Source organism: Microcoleus sp. OTE_8_concoct_300, assembly GCF_031383065.1.
GTDB lineage: Bacteria > Cyanobacteriota > Cyanobacteriia > Cyanobacteriales > Microcoleaceae > Microcoleus.
In genome coordinates, this window is record NZ_JANMZH010000473.1 from 1 (window position 1) to 15,275 (window position 15,275).

General features: G+C 45.8%; 12 protein-coding genes. 2 read left to right on the plus strand and 10 right to left on the minus strand.

Going from position 1 to position 15,275, the window contains the following annotated elements:
* Window positions 1-131: 131 nt before the first annotated feature.
* The 8 genes from ACUVJL_RS21375 to ACUVJL_RS21410 form a co-directional block, all read right to left on the minus strand.
* Window positions 132-341, minus strand: a complete 210-nt coding sequence (locus ACUVJL_RS21375) for a hypothetical protein (RefSeq protein WP_445247667.1) — start codon at window positions 339-341, stop codon at window positions 132-134.
* Window positions 334-2,586, minus strand: coding sequence for an ATP-binding protein (locus ACUVJL_RS21380; protein WP_445247668.1), 2,253 nt, complete (start codon window positions 2,584-2,586; stop codon window positions 334-336). Before ACUVJL_RS21380 ends, ACUVJL_RS21375 begins: the two co-directional genes overlap by 8 nt.
* Window positions 2,583-3,776, minus strand: a complete 1,194-nt coding sequence (locus ACUVJL_RS21385) for a DUF4255 domain-containing protein (protein WP_445247669.1) — start codon at window positions 3,774-3,776, stop codon at window positions 2,583-2,585. Before ACUVJL_RS21385 ends, ACUVJL_RS21380 begins: the two co-directional genes overlap by 4 nt.
* 17 nt (window positions 3,777-3,793) lie before the next feature.
* The gene (locus tag ACUVJL_RS21390) at window positions 3,794-4,576 is read right to left on the minus strand and encodes a hypothetical protein (RefSeq protein ID WP_445247670.1); all 783 of its coding nucleotides are present in this window, start codon (window positions 4,574-4,576) and stop codon (window positions 3,794-3,796) included.
* 119 nt (window positions 4,577-4,695) lie between these two features.
* Entirely contained in the window at window positions 4,696-5,538 is an 843-nt protein-coding gene (locus tag ACUVJL_RS21395; RefSeq protein WP_445247671.1) for a T4 family baseplate hub assembly chaperone, read from the minus strand.
* A 222-nt stretch (window positions 5,539-5,760) separates the two neighbouring features.
* Window positions 5,761-6,285 (minus strand): phage tail protein, encoded by a 525-nt coding sequence (locus tag ACUVJL_RS21400; RefSeq protein ID WP_445247672.1) that lies wholly within the window; start codon window positions 6,283-6,285, stop codon window positions 5,761-5,763.
* A gap of 119 nt (window positions 6,286-6,404) precedes the next feature.
* Window positions 6,405-7,988 (minus strand): phage tail sheath family protein, encoded by a 1,584-nt coding sequence (locus tag ACUVJL_RS21405; RefSeq protein WP_445247673.1) that lies wholly within the window; start codon window positions 7,986-7,988, stop codon window positions 6,405-6,407.
* 53 nt (window positions 7,989-8,041) lie between these two features.
* A complete protein-coding gene (locus tag ACUVJL_RS21410; RefSeq protein ID WP_445247674.1) occupies window positions 8,042-8,437 on the minus strand; it encodes a hypothetical protein in 396 nt (131 codons plus the stop codon).
* Between the two features lie 934 nt (window positions 8,438-9,371).
* Between ACUVJL_RS21410 and ACUVJL_RS21415 the strand changes: the two genes are divergently transcribed.
* Entirely contained in the window at window positions 9,372-10,217 is an 846-nt protein-coding gene (locus tag ACUVJL_RS21415; protein WP_445247675.1) for a YaaW family protein, read from the plus strand.
* A gap of 43 nt (window positions 10,218-10,260) precedes the next feature.
* Complete coding sequence (locus ACUVJL_RS21420) at window positions 10,261-11,832, plus strand: O-antigen ligase family protein (RefSeq protein WP_445247676.1); 1,572 nt, start codon at window positions 10,261-10,263, stop codon at window positions 11,830-11,832.
* A gap of 201 nt (window positions 11,833-12,033) precedes the next feature.
* Here ACUVJL_RS21420 and glmS read toward each other — a convergent pair whose 3' ends face one another.
* Window positions 12,034-13,956: a glutamine--fructose-6-phosphate transaminase (isomerizing) gene (gene glmS, locus ACUVJL_RS21425; RefSeq protein WP_445247677.1), complete on the minus strand. Its 1,923-nt coding sequence runs from the start codon at window positions 13,954-13,956 to the stop codon at window positions 12,034-12,036.
* Window positions 13,957-14,116: 160 nt separating this feature from the next.
* Complete coding sequence (psaC, locus tag ACUVJL_RS21430; RefSeq protein ID WP_015175986.1) at window positions 14,117-14,362, minus strand: photosystem I iron-sulfur center protein PsaC; 246 nt, start codon at window positions 14,360-14,362, stop codon at window positions 14,117-14,119.
* Between the last annotated feature and the right edge of the window lie 913 nt (window positions 14,363-15,275).

Below are 15,275 nucleotides of genomic sequence, written 5' to 3' on the forward strand. Positions count from 1 at the left end.
GAAGTTTAGAAAATCTTAAGGTTCTGATTTAATTTGCTTAAATGTGGTTAAAGTTAATGATTTTTAAAAGTTTTTTTTAGTTATTTAGTAATGCACAAATTTAGGTGTTTGTCAAATTAATTTAGATGCGTTTACCCTGCATCTCCCACTTTCCTTAAACTCAATGTCTCCAAATTCAAATCGCCTAACAGAATGATTTGTCCAGGGTTAACTACACCCTGTTGTACTAAATTTTGCATAACTTCTTGTCCCAATCCCTCAACGGCAGAACGAGCAATTTCTGGGGGAATTCCTCGACTGCGAAGGTCAATGCGGTTAATGGAAATCTCATTTTTATCCATGATTCATCCTCTCAACTAAGTTGGCGTAAACACCGAATTGTTCTCGACTTACCGAACGGTTCAGTTTGTCATACTCCCGTTTGACACAAACCACAATCTGTTCCATAGTTAATTTCGGATTGAGCGAGGGCGATCGTTCAATTTTTAAGTTTCCTGCGGTTTGCAAGCAGGCATTAAACACGATCGAGCGAATATTGCCACCTGCGAGGGGAAATTGTTTGGCAACAAAATCAAAATCGATTTCAGAAGCATCGACTTTTTTCGGAATTGCTTGCTGCCAAATCTTCTGGCGTTCGCGCACGTCTGGCAGCGGGAAATCAATGATGTAGCGCAATCGCCGCAAAAACGCTTCATCTAAATCTTTCTTACGATTGGTTGCCAGAATTGCTAATCCTTTGAACCGTTCCATGCGTTCCAACAAATAGCTGATTTCCAAATTAGCGTAGCGATCGTGAGCGTCTTTAACCTCGGTGCGACGACCGAATAGGGCATCTGCTTCGTCGAAAAAAAGCAGGGAATCGGAAATATCAGCGGCATCGAAGAGTCGTTTCAAATTCTTCTCTGTTTCGCCGATATATTTGTTAACGACTTGGGAAAGATCGATCCGATACATAGGAATCTCTAACTTGGTGGCTAAAATTTCCGCCGCCATTGTTTTTCCTGTCCCTGGAAGTCCGGCGAATAGAACCGTAATTCCGCACTCGTTCCAAGTTTTCCCCGTTCCCCATTCGTAGTGGACTGTCGTCAGGGATTTCATGGCTTGATAAATGTCGTCGAATAGGGCTTGCTGTTTGGGAGGCAAGACTAATTCTTCGGCGGTAAATCGAGGGGTAACGGCTTGGGCTAGTTCGCCAATATCGAGGTCTAATTCGGCGCGACAGGCGGCAATTAGATCGGTTTCGTTGATATTGGCATCGGCTGCTTGCAGTCCCATGCAGATGTTTTGAATCGTGCCTTTTTCGTAGCGAAAGCGGCGAGAACATTCGGCAATGCTGTTTGCGATAATTGGATCTGTTGTTCCTAAAGTTTGCTGCCAAAAATTGACGCGATCGCCATAGGATAGCTGAGGAACCTCAAGGATCGGGAGGAGTAAATCGCTGGGGATGTGAGTTAACTCTTTTCGATCGCAGATACCGAGAAAAATGGCAATCGGCATCGATTGCAGAGAAAGTAGAAAGTGGCTTTTTTCGCCTGCTTTCGCCGAGGTGCGATCGCTGGGAATAAATAAATCCTGTCCAGTTAACCAGCAGAGTGTTACCAAGGATTTGAAATAAGTACCTTTCTCTAATAGGGCGAGATTTCCTCTCAATTCCACTACCTCTCGCTGGGTGATCTGCGAGATGCCTTGAACCACTTCTGTGACGATCGTACCTCTCGATGCCTGAATGGGAACTATCCGCAGCCCATCGCCCCGTGCCCGCCCTGTACTAAGTCGGAGTGCCACAAGATGGGCGCGATCGATCGGGCTTTTAGGGGCGGGCAAGATGCCCACCCCATAATCAACTTCATCTGTTGTGGAATGGGCATCTTGCCCGTTCTTAAAAATAGTGCAAGATCTCAGTTTTAACGGAACCAAAACCTGGGGCAAGGGAGAATGGGGAAACAATAGGCGATTGACTATTAGCGGAGATACAACTAGAGGACTTTGCCAATCCACACCGATCGCAGAATCAGCATCATGAGTAGTTTGTAACAAGCCATAGCGCCATAGAGGATGTTCCGAATCGGCGATCGACAAAACCTCTTCCGGTACTTCCCATAATTTCTGGGCTAGGGCTAAATTAGGGTGATTAGCTGTTGAGTCGTTGAGGCAAGCGGCGATTACCTCGCTGGCTGCACGATCGAAAGAGACGATCGAACCTAGCGCCAGAATAAAAGTCGAAACCTCATCCAACGCCAATGTATCAACAACCCAGCTAAAGGAACCCCGCACCACAGGATAATTTTTAGGTCGATCGGCAGTTAGTTTATCGGTGAGATATTTAGCAGTCGGATCGCTTTGATAAAACTGACATTTTTCTTCCCAATAGCGACTCATATCCAGCGCTTCGGTCAATTTATTTGTCAGGGGAGGTAGCGAGGCTGACGACGCGAAAGTTATGTTTTCCTGTAAGTGCCAACGCCAACTAATTTCGCGCCGCAACCGCAGCGTAACTTGCCGCAGCCAGTAATTTGCCAGAACATCTTCGGTCTGCAAACTAGGTGAAAAGGTGATAAATTCTTGTCGGCTACTGATTGTGTTCATGGAATCATCACCTCCGGGCTGTTTTGAGCTTGCTGACCGTTTACCCGCAGAATGACACGATAAGTTCCCGGTGAAGTATCTGTAATCTGCACTCGCAATTGTGTTTGGGCAGGAGGGCCCGGTCCAATCTCCACAAACTTATCGAACACCTTGACTGTTTTGCCATTTTGGTAAAGTGCTACGAAAACATCATCGCTGGCTTTTCCTAGTAGAAAACCCTCTAAATTAAGATTGCCGTCAGAGAATGCAGCACCAGTAATAACAGGTAACAGACTCGCGACTAATAAATTGCTCGATCGGGCTTTTCCGTTAGGCAAGCTTTCCACAACGCAGACGGGATGGCTTCCCGCAGAAATAACGGTACCATCCCTAATGTTGCCGTTCAACTCGCACTTCAAAATATCTGGCGACTTGGCAACTATTGGCAGTTCCACCGGACCCAAACGGACTGTTAGGTTAGATAGAGCTAAATTATTTCCCCGAATGCTTAGGATAGACGGTTGTGGGGGATCTGGAAAAACAGGGGGAAGTGGAGGAGCGATTTTGAGCGGGGCGATCGCATCAATTTTCGGCCCCATCGAAGGCAGTACGGGAATTTGAATTCCTTTCGCACCAATAATCGTATCGTTAACATAATCGACACCCACCAGTAGCGAATAGGAAGACAATTCAGCCGTTGCAATCATCACCGGACGCACTTCAAAACCAATGGAACAGCGATATTTTTCCTCGGCGCCTTGCATCAACTTAGAAATCAGTTCCGAAGAGGTGGGATCGAAAGTAATTTTTAACGCTTCCGGATTGGAATTGAGGGCTTGAAACACATCTGGTGGCAAACTAATTAACGGTAAGAAGGACAATTCTTGAAGAACGCGCATTCCTTCTCCCAAGTATTCGTGCGACTCAATACTATCGCTGTCTCCCGCTTCGTCAAAGGCAGTGAGTAGATACTTGAGAACGAGCCACAGAGGAGTTGATTGACCAGGATCGAGCGATCTATTTCTCAGATGAGGATCGATCTGAATTTCGTAAAGAAATAGATTCAATCTGGGATTGGTTATGCCTTCACCCGACATTTCCGGTTTGCCAATTCTGACATTGCTAACCGTACCTGCTAAACGCGCCAATAGTCGATCGCGCAGCAGTTGACTAACTGCCCCTATTGCTTTTCCAGTATCTGCAAGTGCCACGATCGCAAATCTCCTAACTAACGAATATAGTGTCGGCTGAGTCGAGAAGTTTGACTAACGGGTTTGACCTCCTGTTGGGATTTCATTGGTAATGGTGGCTTTTTTACCTCCGATTGAGGCGCTTCAATGGTTAAACTAATTGTGCTGATCGACAACACAAAATTCTGATTTTTTTGAGCTGGGTAATTTGGGATTTGGGAATTGAGATTTGGGAATTGGGATTTGGGAATTGGGAATTGGGATTTGGGATTTTTCTGTGGTGTTTCTGCTACCCATTCCCGAACGGTTTGTAAATTGATTTGACGGGTGGGAGGCAAGTTATTTTCTTTGGGACTTTCCTTTGGTTGGCGAGCGGGTAGTGTGGATTTTTCGCTTGGCAACTCCTTAGAAGTATCACCTTCTGGGAGATGTTCTGAGAATAAGGGAGTTTCCGGCGAGCTGGTTTTTTTTATAACTACATTATTCGTGCGATTTTCCAGAAATTGCTCCGACTCTACTTGATGATAAGACTGCGGTAGGTTCGGAAAAGTTTCTGCATCGAGCGCGTTTTGAGATGGCGTAGCTTGTGGGGATAAACTTTCTATCGGCTGCTCTTTAATTATTGTTCTTTGAACCTCCCCTCTGGGTAAAAATGATTCTCTTTCGACTTTAGGAAGTGGAATAAAATTTTCGTTTTCAGTATCTTGTTGAGTCGAAAATTGTGACGCAACAAGATTCTCATTCTCAATTTTTTGGGTGACTTTCAACTCGTTTGTCTGAGTTTCTTGCTTCCCAATTTCCTGAGTCTCTTCAATCGGCATTGGTACAATTTCATTGCTAATTTGAGGTACCAGCGCACCCGGGAAGTTCCTGCAATCAGAGATTTGACCCCTTTCTAGAGCAATCCCAGTTTGTTGAATGAGTCGATAAAAATAGCCGATCATCGATAATTTTCCTCCCGATCGATTAGAGCCAAATAACGCGATCTCCGCCCAGGGGGAATGGCGAGAATCTCCGATTCGCTCCAGTGATAATGCGATGCCAAACGATGAATAGTTACGATTAATTGTTGTTGCACTCCATATAATTGTTGAAGCGCCCATGCACCGAGATCGAAATACTGTAGATTTTCACTGCCACAGTAAGGACAAATCACCTGAAGATTAAAATTAACGAGCGGATCGATCTCTTCCATGACTTGATTCAGCATTTCTATCCAATCCTTTTCTTGGCTATAGACTTGCTTAAAAGTCGATGGTTGTTCCGAAACAAGCAAACTTTGCACCATTGCTAAAGTTGCCGAACCTTCATCAGAAAAATGCTGTTCTTGCCATAATCTTTGGTCGTTTCCTGTGGGTTTTCGGAGCGATATTTTTTCATTAGCGATCGCAATTTCTGTTTTCTGGTTCTCAGATTGCTGCTGTAGTCGAGTGATTTCTAGCAGAGGAATCGTAATTTCCATCTGCCGCTGACACTCTAGGTTCGAGCAGCGCAGGTTAAGGTTGATTTTTGAGCTATTTGATAAACTGGCTAGGGTTAATAAATATTCAGTCCGCTTGCCGATTTCCAAATTCCCGAAAAAGCTGGAATCGAGCTTGGCTTCCTCACGGTTGCTGATACAACACTCTAATATCTGCATCTCCAAGTCTGGGCGCCGCGTTTGATGAAAGTCAATCTCCAAATCTTCCGCAAACCATCCAAACGGACGCAGGAATAATTTGGTTTTCTCTTCATCAATCCCCGAAGAGGATGTTACATTGCTGGTTATGTCCGACCTCAACATAGATGTGAACCTCTTTTCGATCGCTAATCAGCTTGAAAATTTTCTCAGGTAGATTGATCTAAAGAAACAGGGAACAGAAAACACGGAATATCCCACTTATCCAATTCTCAATTCCCAATTCCCAACAGCACGACACGGAAGTCACGGATACACGGATAGCTATTTTTCCTTATGCTCTATGCCCTAGGTCTTATGCCCAATTCCCAATTACTATTTAATCAATCAGGGTTCTGTAAATGAGGGCTCAGTTGGTTCACTAACTTCATAATCTCGCTCCCAACCTTCATGCTGAAGCTCAATGCTTTGAATTGCGATCGCATTGGCACTGGCATCGAGTTCGGGTAAAGCCGTATATTTGGAAATCCAAGTGCGATAAATTTTGTAGGAGATGGCAAGTTGACCCGCCTCATTCATCATTTCAATAATGATGTCTTTGCGAAAATCTTTGAGCGAAACCTCTGCACCCAAACCAGAACCCCAATTCCAAATCTTATTTGCCCACTGTTCAAAATCTCGATCGTGCGTCACACCGCGTTCTAGGGAAATGGCTTCGTACTTGCTTTGTCCTGGCGATCGGCGCACGGTACTGGGGTCGCCTCCCACGCGGTGTTCGACTACTTCCGTCGTCCGTGTGAGCGCCCCTACTTTACTAATTCCCGCCACATATCGACCGTCCCATTTGACGCGGAATTTAAAGTTTTTATACGGGTCAAATCGGTGGACATTATTAACGGTAAATTGAGCCATAATTTTACTCCTTTGCACTATGTGAGTTCTGTTTCCTCTTCCCTCCAGGGTAAGGTGCGCATTGCGCACCCTACGGATAGAGTTGATGTGTCTACGATCGCTCCCGATCAAAAGGGAGTTTAGGTAATGATATTACCAGCGATTTGCTGGAATTTGATAATCACAAACTCGGCAGGTTTGAGGGGGGCAAAGCCAACAATAATGTTGACAATGCCGAGATCGATATCGTTCTGGGTTGTCGTCTCTTTATCGCACTTGACAAAATAAGCTTCTCTCGGCGATTTCCCCTGAAATGCACCTTGGCGGAACAAATTATTCATAAAGGCGCCAATATTCAAGCGAATCTGCGACCAAAGCGGTTCATCATTTGGCTCGAATACCACCCACTGAGTACCGCGATAAAGGCTTTCTTCTAAAAATAGAGTTAGCCTCCGTACAGGAATGTATTTCCACTCCGAAGCGAGCCGATCGGCTCCTTGGAGGGTACGCGATCCCCAGACGACACGCCCCACTCCCGGAAACGATCGCAAACAGTTAACTCCCAACGGATTCAACTCGCCATTTTCCCTGTCTGTGAGGCTGACACTCAAAGCTGGCACGCCATTTAAAGTTGCTTCCAACCCCGCAGGCGCTTTCCAAACACCTCGTTGAGCATCGGTACGCGCAAAAATCCCCGCTATTGCACCGCAAGGCACAAAGGTTTCAATCTGATTGTCTCGTAAGAGATTGGCTTGCCTCAGACGCGGGAAGAAAATTGCTGCATTTTTGCTAGTAGTTTCAATATCTGTGCCGATTATCCCTGCTTTTGCAGCATCCTTATTCATCCAATCAGAGGGAGGATCGATTAATAGCATTGCCCGACGTTCCTCGCAGTAAGTTGCGGCAAATGCAATTAAATTTGGCTCGATATCACCATCAAGAACGTGAGGAGGAATGCACAGCAAATTAAAGAGGTCTGCTTTCTTCAATGCGTACAAACCTTCCTTATTATCTTCTTTACCATCCCCAGTAAAATCTCCTACATTCAGCGTGTCTCCATCGGATGCTCGATTCGGTTCTTCTACTAGACTATTAGTGGGAGCAGGGTTATCTCCCCACACATCTTCTCCAGGTTGGGGATTAAGATGGGGCGCTGGTATCGCACCGGGTAAACTATCAACGCGAACCAGACGGGACTCATTTGCCAGAACATTAGTCACTTGCCTGCGACTGGCTACAATGGAAACGTTGCGAAACTCCTCTGTCAACCCAGTTTTGGTATCGCGAACGGTGAGATTAAACAAATCGGTGACTTCAAGATCGTAACGATCTGCCACTTCTGGCGATACATCGTGGTCTATCCGCGCCCTTAAGAAGTTTCCCCAAGCCCCAGGATAAGAGGCTTCTAGCATCAGTCCATTCGCATCTATACTAGCGTAGGTGGGTTTGCCTGCCTCCGGATGATAGAGGCGAACGATAATTGCTTGACTTCCGCCATTGAGATAAAAATGGCGCACGGCATAACTCATACTGCTTTCGACCCACAACCCGCCGAAAATTCGCTCGTAATCGCCGTAGCTGTTAATCGTAATCGGATCGTTCACAGGCCCGCGCCAAGCACGTCCAATGAAAGCAGTGATGGAAGTAGCAACCCCCGTAATGGTACGAACGCCGCTGGGAATTTCTTCAATATAAACGCCGGGATAGGTAGGAGTGATGGGCATAATTCATTCCTCTGGTTGGCATGGATTTAGACAGATTTAGACATATCGAAGCTTTAAGGCGTTGCATCCCGTCCGACGAGAATTTCGATCGCAGCTTGTTTTCCAGAGTTATTAGTGAACGTGAGAGTTTTCGGAGCTACCCCTAATGCAGAGACAGCTCCCATTCCAAAGTAGACATGAGGTTGATCAAGGGCGATGGTTGAAGAATCCGGAAGAGGTTCTGCTTCACTGACGATATAGTTTAGAGCGGAACTATATACACTAGACTGAATCAGCAGAAAGCTAACATGGCCTGCATCTCCGGGTTGAACCTTAACAGATTTTTCCTCTCCATCGGGTTCGATCGCCACTTCAATTTTGTTGTAAGCTTCCACAGATTGAGATTTGGAAATGAGGACTTTGGGGCCTCCGACGACTTGGACGTTCAAGGCTAAGTTGATAGTTGCCATAAGAGTTATTTGGAATTAGGAATTATTCAAGTTTCATCCCCGGTGTTAACGCACGGGGCTTTCACGCGAAGCGCTGTAAACTGGAGAGTGGACTGGGTAAAAATTGGCGATCGCCGGCATCAAAAATTTACCTCCTAATGTTTTTAGAGAAAGTAATTTGTCCTACCATGCTGAGATGTAGTTTGTGTAGGCTGGATTAATACCAAGAAATTTTACCTCTATCAACTGCCAAACTCGTTGCTTGATTGAGCAGATATGATATCTTTCTTCAACTAGGGTAGATACAACTAAAAATATTGTCCTGTTCTTGGCAACACCATGTCATTGCGAACAGCTATTGTTCGAGACTATAACTCGAAAAATGAAGCTAACGCCGAATATATAGCAATATTTACAAAACGTAAGGTTTATTTATCTGGTTCTACCGAACTTAGTATGTAAGAAATCGCGGAAACGCTTATGTAGAGATAGTTTGCCTAAAAATTAATAAAAAGACAACTATCATAAACTCAAACCCTTGCCCAATCACGCGATTGGCTGTTTCTAGGGCACATCAAGCATAGCAAGTTCGGTAGAGCCATTTATCTTAGCTCAGGTACTATTCTGAAAAACGGGTTCTCCGGTCAGTTCCACAAGAAACTTGATGTGTTGTGGAACGGGTCGGAGATCCTGTGGCTGAGATTGGTGCGCACCTGTCCTCAATCAGTATTATTTCATCCGGCTCGACAGCCCTCCCTTTTCTGCTAACCAATCTTTCACTTGTTGGTCGATCGCCCTGCACCAAGTAGTAGAATAAGGGACAGCACGAATCCATGATTAAGACCAGATAAAAAAAAGCCACTGTAGGTAAATCCTAAATCCCACTGGTTGTCAACCAGCAGCAATCTAAAATCTAAAATCTAAAATCTAAAATCTAATAGAGGAGGGCAAAATTTTGGACGAACTCAGAGCAGCACTAGAATTGGCAACAGAAGAAGAATTGCAACAACTAACAGAACTTCTGTTCAGCCGCAAGTTTAACCCTTTAGATTACGTGCAAACCCCCGCACCCATAGACGTACAAAGCCGCGATCGCCAAGCATGGCTAGACGCCCTAGAGCAGCGGTTTCGCTATCTTGCAGCCGACGGGTTGACGGTACTCAGAGGGCGAACCGAACAAGTAACTTACAGACAAGCACTAATTCAAGTTTGCCACTATCTCAAAATCCCTTATCCCAAACAGTTGTCAACCACCGACTTAGAGGCCGAAGTATTTCTGCACTTAATGGGCCGCGCCTGGAAGCGTTTACCGGCCGAGGAACAGCAAGCGCTGACAGTGCGCGTACAGCGAGCGATCGTTGAGTCCAAACTCTCAGAACCCCTGCCAATTTCTGCTGAAAAAGACCCGCTCGGTTTACTGTTCAAAGGCGGCAGTGCTTTAGCTGTCAGTTCCATATTAAAACCAATATTGCTTAAATTGATGGCCAATCAATTTGCGCTGCATTTTGCCACCTATGAAATGGCAAAACAAGCCGTGGTTACAGGGACTGCAACCGCAGCAACTCAGTTTCAAAATTATGTCGCAATTCAGACAGCGCGGCGCGGTATGGCTGTGAGTGCCGCTCGTTACGGTGCGACGCGGAGCGTGTTCTCGTTTCTCGGCCCGGTGATGTGGACTTGGTTTTTCGCGGATTTGGGTTGGCGATCGATTTCCACGAACTACGGCCGAATTATCCCGACTATTTTTGCCTTAGCTCAAATTCGATTAACGCGATCGGAATGCGTTTGGGAACTAGCTTAACGATTGTAGATTGTAGATTTTAGATTTGAGATTGGGAGTGTGGGTGAGTATCAAAAATCGGTTGAAATTAGCTGCCAAACTGACAGCCAAAAATCTCAAGTCTCGACTCCAAAAACATCCCGATCGCCGCCTGCAAATCCCTTGGAATTTCGCTCAAGTGGGGATGCTTATTTTTCCCTTAATTCCGATTTTGGGAGCTTTAGGTTTATTCCTGGGATTAGCCGGCACTTGCAAGCAAAAGTTCCGTCAAATTAGTCGCCGCCCGCTGAATAGAGGATTCGCAATTCTGAGCGCGCTGCTAGTCATCACAGCGGTTTTTGCCAACAACCGCATCGAGGCTTTTTTAGGGTTGTACAATTTCTTGCCGTTCTTTATATTGTTTGCCGCTTTCAGCAGTTTAATTCAAACTCTGCCTCAATTGCGGCAATTGTCTTGGATGATTGTAATTAGTTCAATTCCCGTGATAATTTTAGGCCTGGGACAGCAATTTTTAGGTTGGAGTGGCATCGATCAATTGCAGCCTGTTTTTGGCTGGGTACTCGTGCCCAAAGGCAATCCCCCCGGCCGCATGGCTTCTGTGTTTATGTACGCTAATATTTTAGCTTGCTATCTGACAATTGCTTTTATTTTAGCACTGGGACTGTGGATCGAAGGCTTCGGAAGGAAGAAGGAAGGCACGACACGGATACATGGATTAATTATTGAGCAAAAGTCGGGAGTCAGGAGTCAGGAGTCAGAAGAAAGAGGTTCGAGGGAAGAAGGAATATTAATGCCCAATGCCCAATGCCCAATGCCCAATGCCCAATGCCCAATGCCCAATTACCGATTCTTATTTTTAAGTTTTGCAGTGATCGGAAATGCTGTTGCTTTGATTTTTACTAATTCTCGCAATGCTTGGGGGCTGGCAGTTTTGGCAGTTTTGGCTTTTGCATTTTATGCGGGTTATAAAAAATTATTAGCGGCAGTTTTTAGTGTGGGTAGCACAGTTTTTTTGTCTGCTTTTGGCCCCGAACCTTTACGGCAGTATTTGCGAATAATTGTCCCGGCTTTCTTTTGGGCTAGACTCACCGACGAGATGTTCCCAAATCGACCGACAGCTACTTTGAGAACTACTCAGTGGGAATTTGCTTGGTCGATGACTCAGCAGCGTCCTTGGACTGGTTGGGGATTGCGAAATTTTACGCCTCTCTATCAAGCTCAAATGCAAGAATGGCTTGGTCATCCTCACAGTTTGATACTGATGTTGACTGCGGAAACGGGAATACCCACAACGCTTTTGTTGTTTGGTTTAGTTGGCTGGGTTTTGGCTAGGGGTGTTTGGCTGCTGGCCCATTGGCCACTTTGTCCTGCGGATATCAAACATGAGCAAATAGCAACACTGGAAAAAGTGGAAAATGCTTTAGATCTCAATCAAAAATCTATAACTAATAGCACAAATCAGGTGGCTTGTCAAGATTTAAGAGCGGCCGATCGCCTAATTTTTTTCAGTTATTTATTAGCCTTCGTCGCCTGTACACTATTTAACACTGTAGACGTGACGCTGTTTGATTTCCGACTCAATACTACAAGCTGGTTGCTGTTAGCCGCAATTTGCGGAGTCAGCCAGAGGGAATAGGGCATCGGGCATCGGGCATCGGGCATCGGGCATCGCGCATCGGGCATCGCGCATCGCGCATCGGGCATCGCGCATCGCGCATTGGAGGCAGAACCGGGAAGGTTATTGATAACAAATAACCAATAACCAAAACAACTGCTAACAGTCAACAGTCAACAGTCAACAGTCAACTGCCAACTGCCGACTGCCAACTGAATTCTTTTATTCTACCGTCACCGACTTCGCCAAATTGCGCGGCTGATCCACATCCAAACCCCGACGCGCCGCAATGTGATAAGCCAACAATTGCAGCGGAATCACTGTCACAATCGGCGACAACAATTCATCCACCAAAGGCACCGGCAAAACGTAGTCAAAAATATCGGCTTCCGCCACACCTTGCTTCGGCGTGACGCCAATTAAACGGGCGTCGCGAGCCTTGGCTTCCTGAGCGTTGGAAAGCACCTTTTCGTAGACGCTACCGGGCATGGCGATCGCCACTACAGGCACTTTCGCATCCAAAAGGGCGATCGGGCCGTGTTTCATCTCTCCCGCCGGATATCCTTCGGCGTGAATGTAGCTAATTTCCTTCAGTTTCAGCGCCCCTTCCAAAGCAATCGGAAAGTTAATTCCCCGCCCCACAAAGATAAAATCTTGGGTTTCCGTGAACTGGTGGGACAATTCCTCCACATACTGTTCTTGAATCTCCAAAAACTTCTCAATTTCCGCCGGCAACTGGCGCAAACCAGTAATAATTTCGGCCAATCTCTCAGTGCTGATTGTTTGCCGCTGGTGCGCCAAATCCAAAGCTAAGAAATAGAATGCCATCAACTGAGTCACAAAAGTTTTAGTCGCAGCAACGCCGACTTCTATACCGGCGTGGGTATTGATCACGTGCGGCATCATGTGGGCGATCGAACTTTCAGTCCTGTTAGTAATGCCTAACATTCTCGCCCGGAATTTATCAGTAAAACCCGCGCGGCGCTGCTGTTCCATCCCCAAAGCAGCCAGCGTGTCCGCCGTTTCTCCCGACTGTGTTACCCCAATAGTTAAAGTATTTGCTGTCAGCGGTGCCGGTGCGTAGCGGTACTCAGAAGCGTACTGCACCGCAGTGGGAATATTAGCTAATTGTTCCAACAAATATTTGCCGATTAGCGAGGCGTGCCAGCTCGTTCCGCAGGCGAGAATGGAAATTTGTTCGACATCGGCGCAAAGTTCCTTGGGCAAGTTGAGATTGATGGGAGAGCGCGGATTTTCCGGCTGCCACTCGCTGTCTAAATAAGCCTCCAAACAAGCTCGGACTACGGCGGGCTGTTCATAAATCTCCTTGTGCATGAAGTGTTTGAAGCCTTGTTTTTCGACTAAAACCGGACTCCAACCAAGGATGCGCGGGCTTTTTTTCAGCCTTTCCCCTGCAAAGCTGTAAACTTCTACTCCCATCGAAGTTAGCCTTGCCAATTCGCCATTTTCCAAGGACAAAACAGTGCGGGTGTGAGATACTAAGGCCGGCGTGTCGGAAGCGCAGAAAAATTCGCCTGCACCAAAGCCAATCACCAAAGGAGCTTGCTGTCTAGCGACAATTATTTCCTCGGGAAAATCTGCACATATAACGGCGATCGCAAATGCTCCTTCTAATTTATTTACCGCCTTTAAAACAGTTTCCAAAAACGATAAATCAGCAACTTTCTCGGTTTTTTTATCTTTTTCTTCTTGCTTCTTGCTTCTTGCTTCTTGCAAAAACTCAGCTATTAAATGAGGAATAACTTCTGTATCCGTATCCGAGACAAATTTATGTCCCTTTGCTTTCAATTCTTTCCGCAACTCGCGATAATTTTCGACAATTCCATTTTGAACTACTGCAACTCGCCCGCTATTATCCAGGTGAGGGTGAGCGTTATATTCCTCGGGTTTGCCGTGAGTTGCCCAGCGGGTGTGCCCGATGCCGATGGGAGCCAGAGAGTCTATCTCTGCTAGCTTTTCCCGGAGGCTGTGCAATTTGCCCTTTGCTCGGATGCAGGTAATTTCTCCTTCGGAGATGGTAGCGAGGCCCGCTGAATCGTAGCCCCGGTATTCTAGTTTCTCCAATCCTGCTAGCAAAATCTCGCTTGCTGCTTGTGTGCCGATATAGCCAACGATTCCGCACATTTAACGTACTACTCCTGCTTAGCGATCGCAATAAAACTCAAGTTTTATTATTTTTACCTTCTTCGGGCCCCATAATGCAGATTCGGCGACAAAAAAAGAGGGGGCAATTTAATCGCCCCCTCTCTTGTGCCCGTAATTTGAGCGGCGTGTCGATCGATTTTTAGTAAGCTAGACCCATACTGCGAGTGGTTTCTGCTCCCAGGTAAACCCGGATGCTCAGAAAATCGGTGGGGCAAGCAGTTTCGCACCGCTTGCAGCCTACACAGTCTTCGGTGCGGGGAGATGAGGCAATCTGAGCTGCTTTGCAGCCATCCCAGGGCACCATCTCCAAAACGTCAGTCGGACAAGCCCGGACGCACTGAGTGCAGCCGATGCAGGTATCGTAAATTTTGACTGAATGAGACATTGAATAAAGGCTCCCAACGAGTCACTAAAAATTTGCTAGCTCTGCGAATTAACAGATTTGACGGCAAGGTGACACCGCTATAGCCTGCACAGAGAATTAAAGGTTAGTCTACCGCAGTGATTGGAAGCACTTCGCGAAAAAGCGACAAAACTTCACAGTTTTTTAGGGTTGAAGGGGTGTGTGACTCAGTAGTTTTGCCTTTGGGAGGTCGCTAAGGCAGCCCTGTCAAGGTGTGATCGACCTATTCACGTCATCCTACCGGTTGGCGATCAACAATAAATCTTGTTTATTGCCTCGCGATGGATGAAAAGAATCAGATTCAGCTTACGCCCGCAACGAAATTTCAGGCGTTTGAGAGCTTTCTTTACCACCTTGACGGAGCTGGGTCGCTAGGGACAAGCCTGTGGAGATATTCTTCATACTTCAATTTAGCTATCGACCTCAAGTCCTGCCTTTATCGAAAAGCTACAGCCTTTGTCTATTAAGGATTAGAGTTTTATATCTCTGTCTGTTTCCACAATGTATCCAAGTTTTTTCCTAAACTCCTTGACGATGCCACTCAGCTAAATGTATTATTGTATAATTAAATTATTTAACTAAAAGCTGTAAAGCTAAGCCAAACAAAAGGGTTTGCAGCTTTTAGTATCTCTACATTGGTGAATCTACTCTCTAACGGTTTGCAATTATCTTAACTACATACAGTCATCCTCAAGGAGTAAATCATGGAACCTGTAACAGCTATAGCTATAGCCAGTCCTATCGTAACTCTGATTCAGGGTAAACGCATCTAAATTAATTTGACAAACACCTAAATTTGTGCATTACTAAATAACTAAAAAAAACTTTTAAAAATCATTAACTTTAACCACATTTAAGCAAATTAAATCAGAACCTTAAGATTTTCTAAACTTCT